The organism is Psychrobacter vallis (assembly GCF_904846715.1).
Classification (GTDB): domain Bacteria; phylum Pseudomonadota; class Gammaproteobacteria; order Pseudomonadales; family Moraxellaceae; genus Psychrobacter; species Psychrobacter vallis.
Map to the genome: position 1 here is coordinate 43594 of NZ_CAJHBU010000021.1, position 15624 is coordinate 59217.

At 40.7% G+C, this 15624-nt stretch carries 8 protein-coding genes; 4 read left to right on the forward strand and 4 right to left on the reverse strand.

Annotated features, from left to right (window positions below):
- Positions 1 to 9 precede the first annotated feature (9 nt).
- The 4 genes from JMY02_RS11780 to JMY02_RS11795 all read left to right on the forward strand — a co-directional run bounded on the left by JMY02_RS11780 (position 10) and on the right by JMY02_RS11795 (position 3159).
- Positions 10 to 1839 carry a ThiF family adenylyltransferase gene (locus tag JMY02_RS11780; protein WP_201598533.1) on the forward strand — a complete coding sequence of 610 codons (1830 nt, stop codon included), beginning with the start codon at positions 10 to 12 and terminating at the stop codon, positions 1837 to 1839.
- The gene (locus JMY02_RS11785) at positions 1836 to 2333 is read left to right on the forward strand and encodes a Mov34/MPN/PAD-1 family protein (RefSeq protein WP_201598537.1); all 498 of its coding nucleotides are present in this window, start codon (positions 1836 to 1838) and stop codon (positions 2331 to 2333) included. The genes JMY02_RS11780 and JMY02_RS11785 overlap by 4 nt, the downstream gene beginning before the upstream one ends.
- A gap of 78 nt (positions 2334 to 2411) precedes the next feature.
- Positions 2412 to 2753: an IS630 transposase-related protein gene (locus tag JMY02_RS11790; RefSeq protein ID WP_201598538.1), complete on the forward strand. Its 342-nt coding sequence runs from the start codon at positions 2412 to 2414 to the stop codon at positions 2751 to 2753.
- Positions 2692 to 3159, forward strand: coding sequence for a transposase (locus JMY02_RS11795; protein ID WP_227678504.1), 468 nt, complete (start codon positions 2692 to 2694; stop codon positions 3157 to 3159). Before JMY02_RS11790 ends, JMY02_RS11795 begins: the two co-directional genes overlap by 62 nt.
- Before the next feature lie 349 nt (positions 3160 to 3508).
- On the opposite strand, the gene JMY02_RS11800 is transcribed toward JMY02_RS11795, so the two are convergent.
- The 4 genes from JMY02_RS11800 to JMY02_RS11815 form a co-directional block, all read right to left on the reverse strand.
- The gene (locus JMY02_RS11800) at positions 3509 to 3877 is read right to left on the reverse strand and encodes a DUF5376 family protein (RefSeq protein ID WP_201598540.1); all 369 of its coding nucleotides are present in this window, start codon (positions 3875 to 3877) and stop codon (positions 3509 to 3511) included.
- 150 nt (positions 3878 to 4027) lie between these two features.
- Complete coding sequence (locus JMY02_RS11805) at positions 4028 to 4348, reverse strand: hypothetical protein (RefSeq protein WP_201598542.1); 321 nt, start codon at positions 4346 to 4348, stop codon at positions 4028 to 4030.
- Between the two features lie 9 nt (positions 4349 to 4357).
- The gene (locus tag JMY02_RS11810) at positions 4358 to 13546 is read right to left on the reverse strand and encodes a two-partner secretion domain-containing protein (protein ID WP_201598544.1); all 9189 of its coding nucleotides are present in this window, start codon (positions 13544 to 13546) and stop codon (positions 4358 to 4360) included.
- Positions 13547 to 13618: 72 nt separating this feature from the next.
- Positions 13619 to 15436: a ShlB/FhaC/HecB family hemolysin secretion/activation protein gene (locus tag JMY02_RS11815; protein WP_201598545.1), complete on the reverse strand. Its 1818-nt coding sequence runs from the start codon at positions 15434 to 15436 to the stop codon at positions 13619 to 13621.
- Positions 15437 to 15624: the final 188 nt, after the last annotated feature.

Sequence of the window (15624 nt, forward strand, 5' to 3'; positions counted from 1 at the left end):
TTTAAGCTTATGAATCGTACTGATGTAATGATAGGTATTAGTAGTCTCTATCCTGACTGGACGTTTTCACGTAAAGCGCAACCTTTACCGTATGCCAGAGGACAGGTTCAATTAGGGTCTAAGCAAGCTTATCTTGATACATGGACTATACGTTTTAATGTAGGTAGAAAATGTGAGATAGAGCTACTAATACAAGTGTCCGATTGGGATTTTATAGAGTTGCCTTCTGTATATATAAGGTCTATACCAGAAAGAGCTATCGAAAACATCTTACCTTCGCCTCATCTATTTTTGAAACCATGGGTAGTTGATGATAAAAGCTATTATTATTTATGTTACGCATTACTTAACACGGTATCGTTTGATACCGATAATAAATTATCTATTATTGAATATTGTTTCAGTCAATCTAAAAATATAGTCACTCAACTATTGACTGATCATCACTATCGTTCCAAAGATACAGTGCAAGAAATAGTCTTCTTATGGGAACAAATGGCGACTTGTAATAGCGAAAATTATCAATATCATCTTAGTAATATTACTGCTGTTAAAGCTGATCCAAAGTATTCAATATACTATGGATCTACTTTGGTTATAAATAATGATACATCAGGTTATCATAGCTTTGTAATCTCAAACTCCCTACAAGAGCGGTCGAATACTTTATGTTTTGTGATTAATTTAGGTAGCTCTTATCAGCCTCATTTTTTTCCTTACCAATTCATAAGTGAAAGCTCATTGAACGGAATCCCATTTAAAATATTTATCAACTGGTTGAAAAGGATTTCTTTGAGCGCCTATTCTCAGCTTGAATCAGCTATCTTTGGATACGTTAAGCATATTAAAGATATGTACATATCTGAAAAAGAAGCCAGCCATCATTTTACAGGATGCTTAATTATAGATAGTGAAACACTTTGCTTTAGAATTGACCTATCTTTATTGAATAAGGCTTATAAAGACAAAGGAAGATTAAATCTCTCAAAAAATCATCGACAACAAATATTGAGTCAAAGCAGACTTTTTCTGCTAAGGTCTTTAAATTATACGCCTCATCACATTTTTGAAAGGAATATTAAAAATTTGGAACAACCCAGTTTGATCGATAAGAAAGTATTGGTAATTGGTTGCGGTGCTATCGGTGGTTATATCGCGTTAGCGTTAGCTCGATTAGGCGCAGGGGCTAATAATGGAAATTTAATATTAATTGATAACGACAAACTATCTTCACTAAACTTAGGAAGGCACGTTCTAGGTAAAAAATATTTATATGACAACAAGGCTGTTGTTCTAAAGAAAGAGATCGAGAATCAATTACCCAATATGAATGTTACAGCTCACCAAGATTCTATTTTAAATAAAATGAATCTCATGGAGGATGTGGATTTAATAATTGATGCTACGGCAAATTCTGGTGTGTCTCAACGTATTAATGAGGCTTACTACCAATCAGATAAAGTAACCGCACCTATCATCCACGCTTGGATTAGAAATAATGGTGAATGTGTTCAGTCTTTGTTTTACGATAAGATGGTTGCAAGTGCCTGTCGCTCTTGTATCAATAAGAACGGGCATCATATACGAGCTGCATATGACGCACTAGAAGGAGACGTAAATTCTATTACTGCTATTCGAGCCTGTACTGATTTTACACCTTATGCTGTCTCATCAAGTATGTCTACTGCTGCTTTAGTGACCGATATGGTTTTAGATTGGTTAAAGGGTGATGTTAGTCCAAGATATAGAACTCGATACAATGAGAAGTGGCATTCAAATCATTTAAGAAGTTCAGACTTTCTACCGCATTCTGACTGTCATGTATGTGCTAAACCATGACGAGTAAAACATGGTTTTTTGATAACAAATGCCCTATTCATATAGTAAGTTTTGAATCTAAAGTTCTAGAAGTGATAAATAACTATAGACAAGAAAGATATCGGCAACAGTTAGAAAGCTGTGGCATTTTGATGGGAGAGAAAAGAGGCGTTGATTGCGAAAATGTTAATGTTACGCACTTATCTACACCTGAAGACACTGATGAAAGAACTCCTACTTATTACAAAAGAAATGTGCAAGGCCATCAAGACTGTCTAAATCAACTGCATAACTCTAGCCGTGGGCGTATTCAGTATTTAGGAGAGTGGCATACGCACCCTCAAGACAAAGCGAGTCCATCTCATATAGACTATATGGAGTGGCATAAAACCTGTCGGTACTTTAAAGATATACCCGTATTGTTCTTCATTGCAGGTATACATGAAGACTGGCTTGGCATTCAAAAAAATGAAGTATTGTATTTACCCACTTATTTTGAAAATGGAAGTTATTAATCTTAAGTTTTTAGACTATAGTAGAGCTTTTATAAAATTGGTACAGTGGTTTTAAAATAAGTAAAAAGTAAAAAGATTATGACTTATTCAGCAGACTTTCGAGCACAAGTGCTTAAAAGTGTCAAACAACAAGGTATGAGTATCAGACAAGCTTGTGCATTCTATGACATTAGTAAGGCCACGCTACAGAATTGGCTCAAAGAGCCTAGCATCAAACTAACTCGCAATAAACCACCCAGTAAAATACCTAACGAAGCATTATTAAAAGATGTTGAACAACATCCAGACGATTACATGTACGAGAGAGCACAGCGTTTCAACTGTAGTAAATCAGGCATTGAAGCGGCTTTAAAACGTCTTGGCATTAGCCAAAAAAAAGACTTTAGCGCATCCAAAAGCTTGCCCCCTAAAGAGAGCTAAGTATCTAAGTAAACTTAACGAACACATTGCTCAAGGCTTTGCTATTGTCTACATGGATGAAAGCGGCTTCGAGTCTGAAACCCTGCGTCCCTTTGGTTATGCACCGATAGGTAAGCCTTGTATCGATAGCTATAACTGGCAAGGTAAAAAACGCACCAACGTCATTGGTGCTTTATACGAGAAGATGTTATTCGCGCTTGAATACTTCGAGAAAAACATCGATGGAAATATATTTTACAGTTGGTGCAAAGATACACTAATACCTAGTCTTAAGACCAAATGCGTCATTGTCATGGATAACGCCAGCTTTCACAAACGCGTTCAGAGATTACTCAACAGGCATGGTCATCGCCTGCTATTTCTACCGCCTTACAGCCCTGATTTAAACCCTATTGAGAAAAAATGAGCACAGGCTAAATTTCTACGCCAAGGGTGGATGGAGAATAATCTACCTAAACTCTTCCATGATATGGGATGTACTGATTTTATTCTGGATTGACTATACTATATCTTTAAATCATATAATTATCCGCATACTCTTTTTTTAGATACTCTAATCCAAGGCCCCAATCATCTTTTAGGAAATTAAAGATCAATCTTTCAAAATTGTCTAAAGTAGTATTTGACGCTATAGAAGACTCTAAGTTTGTCTCATCGTAGTGCTAAAAGTATTTAAGATTCATTTTAAACCAAAGTTATTCAGCGAACCAAACATCCAAATATAACTTATAGAACTTTCGGCGTTGAAATCATTACTAACTTTGAGAATCAATAACAATATCAGTGACAGAATCTTGCTTTAAAAAATCAGCCCATGCGACTACAAAACTTTCAAAAGTATTTCTTTTGATAGTTGCTTTATAGTCATTATTATCTTCATCATGTATAGAACTTAAAATTACATTATCACCGTCTACGATAACTTGCCAAGTTTCAGAACTTATATCTAATGATTTAGTGTTCTTATCTTCTAAACTAGTCAGTATGTTCTGTGAAAATTCAATATCTAATTCTGATAAATAGTAGGAAAGCATTCTCATTTCATTGCTATTATCTAAAGGACGACATGATGGTATAAGCCTATTCCAATCTTTATTTTCAAAATAATAAAATAATATACTCATAACAGCCTCTTCTTTATTGATTTTTGCTAGGATAGACAGTTGTTTTAGGTTCAAGGAAGCCTTCAACCTTTACTCCAGATTGTGTAGTGCCAGACCACCTGTTACCGTTTACTATTTTATTTTTATAAGCGTGATTCAAATTTAATTTTATTATAAAAACCCTGAGTTAGTATTAATTTTATTTAAGATAAAATCAATACTTTCATTGTCTTGTCTGTCAAACTCGTAAACAAAGTTATTTATAAATTCATTAACTGGATAGTTGTACTTATAGATAACTATGCTAACTTCATTTTGAATCTTGAAAAGATTTTCGATAATTTTCCTATCTTTTTCTATACCTGATTTACCTATCATATCTAAATTATTTTTGATCTCAGTTTCATAAAATCCTAATACAGAATCTATCTCTGATTTGCTTTTAACATATAAGTCTAAAGCGTCTATAAGCATAAGAGCACGGTTGTCCATAACTTCTCCTTATCTAACTGGTTGTATATGCCATATTTCTTTAGTTTTAGGGTTGTAAATCATTTCTAATCCACTGCTTTCATACCTGTAAAATCCTTCTCTACCTCTTGGATCCAGTGTAATCCTAGGATTACTATTAATTATTTCTCTAGCTTGGACAAATGGTGCGGGTCTGCCTTGTTTCCAAACTCTTTCATAATAGTTTGATGATGTTTTCATACCGTCAGCATGATAGTACCCATCTTTCTCAATTATTGGTTTACTTTGATTATGTTTATCACTAATCCTTTCATGTCGAGCCTTATTATAATTTGGATTATTTCTGCCAATATTATTATTACTAGACGCTGCTACTTTTACAGAACTTTGAGAGGGTTTTAAAAGGGATTTACCAATCCCAGCGCCTATAAGAACACCTGCTTCAAAATTGCGTCTAAACTCTGCTAAATTAGAACAAGCATTTACGTTATTACCTGAAGCACAGCTTGCGAGATCATTGTGTCGTAAAGAATAATTAATGACTTGGTTATATGCAGTTTGGTTTTGACCTTTTCCAACTTCCTTTATTAGTTCATTATAATTAACTTGCCCAAATACTTTTTGGAACTTTGGCAAACAACTATCTGGATTACCACTGTTTAAACAGTTATCAAGCGCAATAGTATTTTCATAAATTCTTTTGTTCATGAGTGGTATGATAGTTTCTTGCAAATACTGATAATCATCTGTTCCTCCCTTCTTAGCACGATTCCTTTTCAATAATTCTGAAAAACCATCTATCTGCTTTTGGGTTAAATAATTATCTTCAACCGCAACCTTACTCGTCTCAGCCGCGTTAGCTGCATTACTTGCGCTACCTGTCGTTGCACCAATTCCAACACCCAAAGCGCTGGTAATAGCGCTGACCGTATCTTTTTGCTCAGCCGTTAGCTCGCTTGGCTTGTCAACGCCATACAGATATTTAGATAGTAAAGGCGCGGTCGCTTCTCCTGCTCCCGCTGAAACACCACCAGTCAATGCATCGTTACCTGTAGCATAGCTGATAGCAGCTCCTAAAATACCTTGAGCTAAAATATGAGCAGCACTACCTTGCTCTGATCGGTCACCACCATCTATACTATTGATGGCTTCATTGGCTTTGAAATAGTCTCCAATTTTACTGGCTACAAACGGACTAGCTGCTTTAGCCACATAACCTGTTACGCCATTAGTATTGGGCCCGTAAATAGCGCCAGAGATGGCATCAAACAATAGGCCTTGATTTTGGACTTTGTCCGCTTGTTCTATAAGTTTATCGCGAGCAGTAGTATTACCTAGCTGTCCTTGTTCTTCTGCCTCTTTACGTAATTTTTGTTCTTTAGCATTAATCTCAGTCTTAATTTTACGACGCTCTTGATCAAAGGCTTGAGTGATTTCAACTTGCGCCCCCAGCTCCTCATTGACTTTCTCTGCATCAAACACATTCTCAAGCGCACCTGCATACTCAGCTTGATTGTCAGTGGTGATACCACTATTACCTGCTATTCCTGTAATACCCGCTTTAGTGATACTGCTATCACTATCACCGTCTGTGCCGTAACCTAAACCGTTACTATTAGCCTGAGGTTTGTTCTCAGTCATACCTAAACTGACGCCAACCTGAATAGCATCGCCTTTATAACTACTGGTGTTCTCAATATCTTGAGTAGTAATGCCGCCTTTGCTCACATAGTTATTACGTCCGGCGGCTACCGCAGCATCAGTAGTAGTAATCGCGCCACCGATAAGGGTGGTTTTACCATCAACGGCAAGATTAAAGCCACCGTCTCCTGTGAAGATGCCCGACTGCTGACCCACGGCTTTATAGTCCGCGTTAATGTTCGTCTTGCCACCATTGACAGAAAGACTAGATCCTGCACCCTCTAAAGCGACATCAAGCGTGAAGCCCATGTTCTTTTGCTTACTGTCGTAGGTAGCCGTGTCTTGTAGAGACTCGATGTTGACATTGCCACCGATATTGCCTTGTGCTCTATTCGTGTTGATGACACCGCCTCTGATATTGACATCATTACCGATGTCATAGGTAGTGGTGCCGCCAACGTTGATTTGGCTGTTGGCATAAGTCACTGAGTCACTATTGGCATAGCCTTTACCTCGACTGGCGTTAGCGGTTATACCGACGCCACTGCCTGTAGACGCATAACCACCGATAGCGGCACTTGAGCTCTTATTATCACTACGCGTATTGCTGTTTTGTGCGACACCATTGACGTTGAAGTTGTTGTCCGCTTGGAATAGGGCGTTATTATTTACATCGAATCTACTGCCATTAACGTTGATGTTGCTGTCGGTGCCTGCACCAGTAGCAATCAGGGCTAGGTTGTTAGTGGTAATATTTGAGCCTTGGTTGACCTCAGTGTAGCTACTGCTATTTGATTGGCTCTTTTGGCTGCCAAGCGTGGCTTGTATGCGGGTGTTGCCGACGCCTTTAAGGTTGCCATCGAGTAAATCGTAACCCGCGCTATTGGCCTCTTTAGCAAGAGCTTTTACTTTTAATGCTCCAGCAACACCAGCCATACCTTTCATACGTACACTTTCAGTATTACTGCTAGCGCCAACTAGACTCCCAATACTTTGAGCACTATCGATGAGGCTGTTTGAGGCGGAAATCGAGAGACCACTTTGTTTAAACTTCTGCTCGCTTTGATTAGTGTAGACGTCCAAAGCATTATCGATATTAATTTCTTGCGCACGAACAACGGTGTTGCCGCGATTAGGGTCATTGATGTCTAAACTGCTATCTGCACCCATTCCAGCAATCAGGTTGCTACCCGTTTGCTGATATTTGCCTCCTGCGCTGATAATTACATTGCCATCAAGAGCAGCGACATTGCTTGCGGTATTGGTTAGTGCGGTTTGAGCATTACTATCATCCGTTTGTTGTTTGCCGATAGTGATACTGGCACCGCCTGTACCAAACATGCCTGACTTTTTGACTTGAGTGCTACTGCTTTCGCTTGAGGTATTCTGTGCCGCTAGTATATTGATATCACCACCAGCGCTAAGTGCAGTACCTCGATCACTGATGGCGTTAGTACCTGTGAGACTAATATTATTACCCGCTTGAATAGAGACGGTATTGCCTTCAATATTGCTATTGATCGCATTGTCACTTTCACTGTTGAAACGCTCTTGAGTGGTTTTCTTACTTAAGAAGCCACTGCTGCTCATTTTACTAGCGGTTGAGAAGTCTGTAGTGGCGCGTCCTTCGGTAAAGCTAACATCGTTCTTAGCATAGATGCCCGTATTACCCGTTTGACTGTTAAGAGTCGTAGCGACGCCTGTGACGTTGTTGCCTGCTATCGTCAAGTCACCATCACTGGTAACACGGCTACCGATGTCTTGGGTTTGACCATCAGTGTAGTAGTTATTAGCATCTTTAATAGCGCGGATCTCATTGCCAGTGTTAATCGCATTGAAGGTGACATCGCCATCCTCTGAGAGGATTTGCGTGTTGCCGCTTTGGTTACTAGCAACCCCTGCGGCAAACACGATATCATTCTTGGCGGCGATAGACAAAGTGGTTAAGGGGTTGCCATTAGCGTCCACTTGACCTTTAATACCACTGCCAACACTAATTGAACCTACTTGATCGATACCTGTGCGAGTAGAGGTGCTTGCGCCAAGCTGAGTGCTAGTACTATAAGTGCTGCTAGCATTAGTGATGCTAGCAGCGCTCAACCCTAAAGTATTATCGGCATAAATAGTACCGCCGATGTTGCTGATTGCATTATCAGCGTTGGCTCGAACATCAGCCCCACTTAGGCGACCGCCATTGGTATTGTTGACGTTATTAGCGGTTACGTTAAGCGTTTTATAACCGTCAATCAGCCCTTGGTTGTTTAAGTCTTCATTGAGATTGATATTGACTTGGGCGGCGGCAATAAAGCTGCCATCGCCTCTAATCGCGCCTTGTTTAGCACGAGTATAAACTTTGGGGGCAAGTACAGTCTGTATACTACCATCTGCTAGCGTGACTTGCTGCTGCTCAAGCCAGACGATATCGCTGGTCAGAGCAGCAACTTGGCTTGCTGTGAGAGCGATACCTGGACGTAGATTTAGTCTCTGCGCGGTAGTCACCCCTGCATCCATAAGACCTTTGTACTGCTGATCTTGATCGCTGTAATCATCTAAGTAGTAACGTCCCGTCAGCATCATGATCTGATCGCGAATAAATTGCTGCTCGTAGTAGCCATCACCCAAGCGTTTTTGAGTAATGTTAGGATCAAGTTTAAGTCGCTGTAACATATAGTCTGAGGTGAGCCAGTTACGATAATTGGCAAAATCAGGATCCGTCTCTACTAAATAGCTATTGGTACTATCAGCATCAATAGTGTAGAGGCTGCTGTTGGGCAGACTTGTCGCACCATCGACACTTCTAATCTCATCGCCTGATGGGGAGACGGCTACGGTAATTGAGGTATTATTGGTAGGAGCAGCACCGCCTTGTAGACCTGCTACTGATGAGCCATTACCATTGACCTGATTATCGACGTTGGGCGTATTTTGTGAGGATGGGGATAGATCAGCAAACTGCTCCCATCGCGCTACGGGTAGCTTGATGCTGGTTTCTTGCGTATCGGTATAAGCTATTTTGTCATCATAATCACGCTGATGATAACGCTTAAACCCACCGCGCCACCTTGACTTAGTATATTGACTGGTACCGTCTTGAATGACGAGTAACTTACCTTCACCATCAAGCTGCTCAAGAGTATCAGCATTTTTATCAAAATCAATACGACCGCCTGCCAGAATCTGACTTTTGTCATTTAGAAGATAGTCAGTATTAAGTGCGAGGTTACCACCAGCAATGATCTGCGCAGGTGCTGAGTCCAATACTACGCTTTGTTTTTGTTTTTCATTGACTATGATTTGCGTCCATTTTCTGATCTCAATCCTTCCATACCCTTCATTGTAGGCACGAATAGCGTTAACGAGTGCTTCGTACTTGTCACTATCTTGCGCCTCCCAACTACCTACTTCAGCATCGTAAGCTTGTAGGGCAGCATCGTACTCTTTTTGCTGCTGCTGATACTGCTCAAAAGCGTTGTTATAAGCAATGCAAGCTGCACTGGTAGGATCACTACAGCTTTCTTGACCTAAAGGTGGTGTTGGTTCAGTGAGGTTAGGCGCTGGTGGCGCTTCTCTGTTGGGCGGTGTCAGCTCAAAGTATGCCCAGACAGGATCGTCATTCGTATAGTTCAGCGTACAAACGCTATTTTCCCCATCACTGCAACTAGTCGCGTTAGGTATTGGTGACTGACCCAGCTGACCCTCTTCGATAACATTGTCTTTATCCTCAGCGTATCTATACTGACCCGCACGACTCCAAGACTCCCACTTTAATTTGTCTAAAGGTATTTTAGTGGCGGTGCCTTCAGGTATGATGAATGTCTTTTGGTTCTCACTACCTTCAACGTCTTGGATCTCAGTTTTAAACGATAGATTTTTATTGATCAATTTGTCAGCAGTAATTGACATATCGCCAAACGATTCAATACGACCGCTGAGATTATTGACCTCTTTTGCATTGGCCGTAATGACACCCTTGTCATCGATAGCACCACCAATGGTTAAGTTACCATTGCTTAGTATCCATGCATTATCTTGCGCTTTACTATTAGTGACAGCGCCACTTTGATTATTGATCGTATCAGCAATGATCACCATATTACCTCTTGAGGCGATAATAGCGCCTTTAGGGTTTGAGCGACCACCCTGATTGTTTACCGTTTTTGCTTTGATCAATACTTGGGTACCATAGATTTTGGCACTATCGTTATCTAGATAATTAGCTTGGAGCGTCAAGTCATTAGCGTTGATTAACCCTTTGTTATGCAACGTATTGGTCGCTGTAATGTTGACGTCATCACTAACTATCTTGCCATCACTATCGTTAGTGATATTATTCGCTTGCAGAACCAACTTATCGCCTGCTTTGAGCTCAGCTTGATTATTAAGATTACCTAGTGTTTGAATAGATAACTGATTACTAACTTGCAGGGTATCACCTGCTTGATGAGTAAAGTCTTGCTTGAGAGCAATACTGGCATCGCCTTGACTGATAACGGAGCCTTTAGCATTGCTAAATTGATCAGCAATCACTGTGATATTTTTATCACTTCTTAGTTCTCCAGCAGTATTGGACAGTACTAAGCTTTGCTCCTCGACATCTATACCATCACCTATATTTAGAGATTCTCCACCATAAATATAGCCTTGGGTATTTTGCAAATTTTGTGAGACCCGTAGATCACTAGTATTAGCGCTGATATAACCCTGTGCATTATTCAAGGTTTTAGCGTTGATAGTAATATTTGGTGATTGTATACCTCCAGTAAAGTTTTTACCATCTAGCTGATCGCTATTGCTAACTTGCTGCGCTGTAATCTTTATTGCTTCATCAGAGAGTAATAAAGAATTCTTACCCGTGTTTTTTACGGTATCAAAGCTTATATTTAGCAACCCTTTGCTACGAATAGTGCCCGAACTATTGGTTAGCACGCCGTTTGCGTTTGCTTGGTTTAGACTAATCGTGGAATCGGCATAGAGACTACCTTGAGTATTGTCTATACTCGATGCCAAGATATCGATCTGATTGGCTGATACTTCGCCATTACTTAAATTGGTATTTTTTACAGAGTTTAACGTCGTTTTATTATCAGCGTAGACTTTGCCATAACTCAGGTCAATATCGCCAGTATTTGCAGATAACTCGATATTTTTGGCTTGCAAAGTGGCTTTATTTAGATCTAACTCACCACCTGTCATAACTAAGTTACCAGTAGCAATAATTTGGCCTTGATTGCTTTGTTTATCTCGACTAGTAATCGTTAAATCGTATTCATTAGTCGATAATGTGCCATCCTCACTCATACCAGCAATGGTCTTTGAAGTGGCATCTTGCGCGGTATCTTTTGCTTGAATAGAGAGTCTAGAGCCTGATGCAATAGTTGAATTGTCCAGATTATCTAATCGATCTTTGATCTTAATATCTATTGCTTTACCGCTACGGATAAGCGCCTTGTTTTGAGAGACGAGCGATTGACTGTCAATACTGACATCTTGCTTGGCACTTATAAGACCTTGAGTGTTATTAAGCTTACCGCTAATAGTAAGATCAAGTGTATCCTCTGCATATAGTTTGCCTTCAGTGTTTTCAAGCTGAGCCGCTTGAGTCGTCACCGTTTGCCCTTGTATCAAACCTTTGGTGTTATTGATATTGCCTTGAGTATTAAGTGTAATACTTTTTTGACTTGCTAAGACACCCGCTGTATTATCAATCTCTTGTTGGCTAGTGATATTAAAGCCTTGTTGACTGATTATCTGACCTTGCCTGTTGTCAAATCTTGCCAAATTCCAGTCAGCATTACTCACCTGAATACGGCTATTATCATTGTTTAAGCGATTATTCACTTGCTGATTGTCGGTAAGAAGCGTATCGACGGCTATACTTGATCTATCTAAATTATTAACATCTCTCGCTTGTACCTTTAGTTGACCATTAGCAGTGATTCGCGCATTGCTAGTCGTATTGCTAATAGTGGTCGCTGTGATTGAGCCATCAGTAGTAACTGGCGCTAGAACAGGAAAGGCGGGTGGGACTTCAGGATTAGTAGGTGGATTTGAGTTGTTAGAATTGTCTACGACCTGATTTTGCGCACCAGTATTAGCCGTACTGGGTGCAGAATTGACACTTGGCGTTGTCGCTATGGGTTGATTGCCATAAAGTGCTTGCCCAATAATCGCCTGATTTTGATTAATAAGTTTTTGGCTTTGTACTTGTAGCTTACCCGTACCTGTCTGCTCAATTAGACCCGTGTTATCAAGATTAACCGTCTTTATATCAAGCTGTCCACTACTGATAGTTCCAGAGTTTTCAATACGTTGCTGAGTGACTGCTTGAGTCTGGTCGTAGCTACTGATTAAACCTGAATTAATCAAGTCTTGACTGTTTAAGGTTATCGTCTTTTGACTGCTACTGATAGTACCCGAGTTATCGATAATACCTGTTTGTTTGATATTTAACGCTTCTTTGGAGGATAGCGTACCTGAATTAACGAGATTACCGTTGTAGTCAAGCTGTAATCCACTTACGTTTGAAGCAATAATGCTACCAGCGTTAGTAACCCCCATACCTTTGTCAGTACCAATAAGACGGATTTTGCCCGCATACATCGCCCCGAGTGCTGAGACATCGAGCGCAACGCCTGTGGCTTGATTGCTACCAGCAGAGCCTCTAGAAGTAATAATCGAATCTGCGCCATCAGCCTCGTAGCTAATCTGATTGCTACCAGTAATGACGTCTAAGTTTTTGGCATAAACCGCCGCATTAATTTGAGTGGTTTTTGCGAGTATTTGCGTATAGTCTGAAGTACTGCTATCTAAGCCATCACCATCAACCCGAATGTTGCCATCTCTGATATCAAAGCCAGTGACGCGGCCTTGATCCATCAGCGTATTACCCGTCGTTAACGTCGTGCGCGCGGCATTTATAAAGCCACAACCTGCGCAAGTAATACCAGCAGGGTTAGCGATGATCAGCTCAGCTCGTCCGCCTGCGATTTCGGTGAAACCGCTTAAGCGACTTGGATCACTTGAATTGACTTCGTTTAGAATGACTCGAGCTTCACCGCGAGCGAGATAGGGATTACCCTCAACCCAACCCGCAAGCTGAGTTTGCGCGTTGACACGGCTATTATTTAAAATAGCACCATCAGCGCCAACATCGAACTTACTAAAGACGTTGCGCGAGACCCCAGCCGCACTTGGACTTTGGATATTGACCTGCGTCTTACCACTTGAGGTGTTGATTATCACCGCTTGATTGTTAGCCGCTGCATTGCGATCAGCGACTATGTTCGTGGCATCAGCATGAGCCGTTGTTGCCACGACAGTAGCTAGTCCTAATGCTAATAAAAGGTGTGATCTTAGCGTAATTAATTTGCTACTTTGATAACTGCTACTATTGCTATTAGAAGCATCAGTGTGACCAGCCGTCTGACTATTAATCTGAGAACTACCAGCGACTTGACTAATATCGCTGCCACCCTCACTTGTATTACTGGTTTTACCATGAGAGCGTGCGGCCTCGGACACCACCATAAGCATACCACGGGCTTTGTTAAAGATAACTCGATAGCATTGCTTATTCATAAAGATGTCCTTGGGTATAATAGAGTCATGCAACTATTTAATTTTAATAACTATTTTTTTTCAAATATAAAGCTAATACTGCCAGCCTAAACTAAAGCCTGTCACCCAATCTTTATCACTAAAGTTATCAGGCTGATTAAGTGGATAGCCTGCGAATAGATCATAGCTTGTGCGTAGTGGGGTCACATAACCCTTAACGCCAACCACACCACCAATCAGATGATTACCAAGCAGTAAATCATCTTGCACCTCGTTATCAAGCTTGACGTATCCTGCATCAATACCTGCATAAATGGCATGGGGTCTGTCGCCTAAATAAGCGCTCAGCTCTTGTCTAAGTAATGCGCCATGATCGCCGCTTAAGCTACGATCCCCATCAAAGCCGCGCACACTATATCGACCACCGATGATAAACCTCTCGTTGGGCACTAATGCTTCAGTGGCGTATTGACCTCTAAATGTGGCACGATAATTTAAAGCTTGTTTAGCAATCGTCAGTCCTCGATTGACATCAATATTTGTTTTGATGATACCAGCGCGCGCACTGCCTTCATTGAAGAGCGCTTCGGGCGGATCAATGGCATCAAAGGCACCCGTACCGCGCTGATAAATAATATCGCCCAGCCACTGGGTCTTGCCAATCACCGTCTCATAGCCGACACCCACTTTGTAGCCTGCGGTGCGACGTCGCTGTACTTCTACTTCCGTATCATCGATAAAGTTATTTTGCTGCTTAGCAAAGCCGCCAGCTTTTAGGTAGGTTTTACTATGATTATCGCGATGTACTAATTGGCTCACCAGCACATCGGTATTGTAGGACTCACCGCTATAGACATAGTCTTGATTTACGCCTGCGATAGTTTGGTCATAGTTATAGCCACTATGCGTTAGGGTGACTAGCGTATTATCGATAGGCAATACATAGCCGAAGTTGTAGCCGTCGCTACCATCGCTGTCTTCATTACCACCGTCCAAATCACGGTTATAGGACACATAAAGCAGATCGTTATGCCAAGTAGGATTGTCTAAGGATAAAGTAACATTAGCTTGATACACGCCTGTGCTGTCTTGACCTGAGTCATCAACGCTAGCCGAGAGTCTCCAACGCCTATTTTGCTGCCATTTCACTCGAATATCACTGTAGCCAGGGGCACTCATACGGTTACTTGGCACAATAGAGAAATCCGCATCAGCGGTGGGTACACGTTTAAATTTCTCAAGCGCTTGTTCGATATCACGCACGTTCAGCAGGTCACCTGAGCGCATCGGCATGGCAGGAGCAAAGTTAGCAGGGTTGCCCGTATTGTCAATATAGATGGGACGAGACGCTTTTATATCGATAGGCGTTATCTGGTCAATACGACCAGGAATAATGGTGAGGAATAAATTACCTGATTTAAGGTTTTGATTATCAACCAGGACACGCGTAGTCACGTAACCTTTTTCAATAATACGATTCTGAACATTAGTGACTAGCTGGTTGATATCATTAACAGATAGACAACGACCTAACATCGATTCTTGGCCTGAGGTATAAGGCCGCAGAGCAAAGTTAAACTGGGCGCTTAGCTCACCAGTGAGATATATATTATTGATGTCAAAGCAAGGGGTGGAGGCAGGATCAGTATTTGGATTAACAGATGACGGTGTAATTTGAAACTCAGTCGTATCAATGTTGACGTTGGGTCTGGACAGCTGTTGTTGTTTTAAGGCCTCGGTGCGCTGTTGTTGAAATTGCTCAGGGGTAATAGTATTAACGCCAACGGCAGAGGGTAAGATATCTTCTGCTGTTGCTAATGGACTGATTATACCTAATATGGCTGCTATGCTGATAGGTAACAGATGTTTGACAAAACGATTTTGATTAACAGTAGCAAGATATGTGTACATAAGTTCACCAATATTATGATAGGGAAATTATGCTATCAACATATATTCAAAGCAAGACTTATTTATCAGTATTAGATGCCAGGCTACTATTTTAATAAAATTATTTGTAGTTGATTGAATTTTCCATAGTACCTTACTTAGTTATAGCGTGAAATGATTAAAATTTGGTTCACAATCAAATTATTTAT

Excerpts from the sequence above, each read along its gene's own strand:
- JMY02_RS11780 (WP_201598533.1), top strand. The coding sequence starts at position 10 with ATGAATCGTACTGATGTAATGATAGGTATTAGTAGTCTCTATCCTGAC.
- JMY02_RS11785 (WP_201598537.1), top strand. The coding sequence starts at position 1,836 with ATGACGAGTAAAACATGGTTTTTTGATAACAAATGCCCTATTCATATA.
- JMY02_RS11790 (WP_201598538.1), top strand. The coding sequence starts at position 2,412 with ATGACTTATTCAGCAGACTTTCGAGCACAAGTGCTTAAAAGTGTCAAA.
- JMY02_RS11800 (WP_201598540.1), bottom strand. The coding sequence starts at position 3,877 with ATGAGTATATTATTTTATTATTTTGAAAATAAAGATTGGAATAGGCTT.
- JMY02_RS11805 (WP_201598542.1), bottom strand. The coding sequence starts at position 4,348 with ATGGACAACCGTGCTCTTATGCTTATAGACGCTTTAGACTTATATGTT.
- JMY02_RS11810 (WP_201598544.1), bottom strand. The coding sequence starts at position 13,546 with ATGAATAAGCAATGCTATCGAGTTATCTTTAACAAAGCCCGTGGTATG.
- JMY02_RS11815 (WP_201598545.1), bottom strand. The coding sequence starts at position 15,436 with ATGTACACATATCTTGCTACTGTTAATCAAAATCGTTTTGTCAAACAT.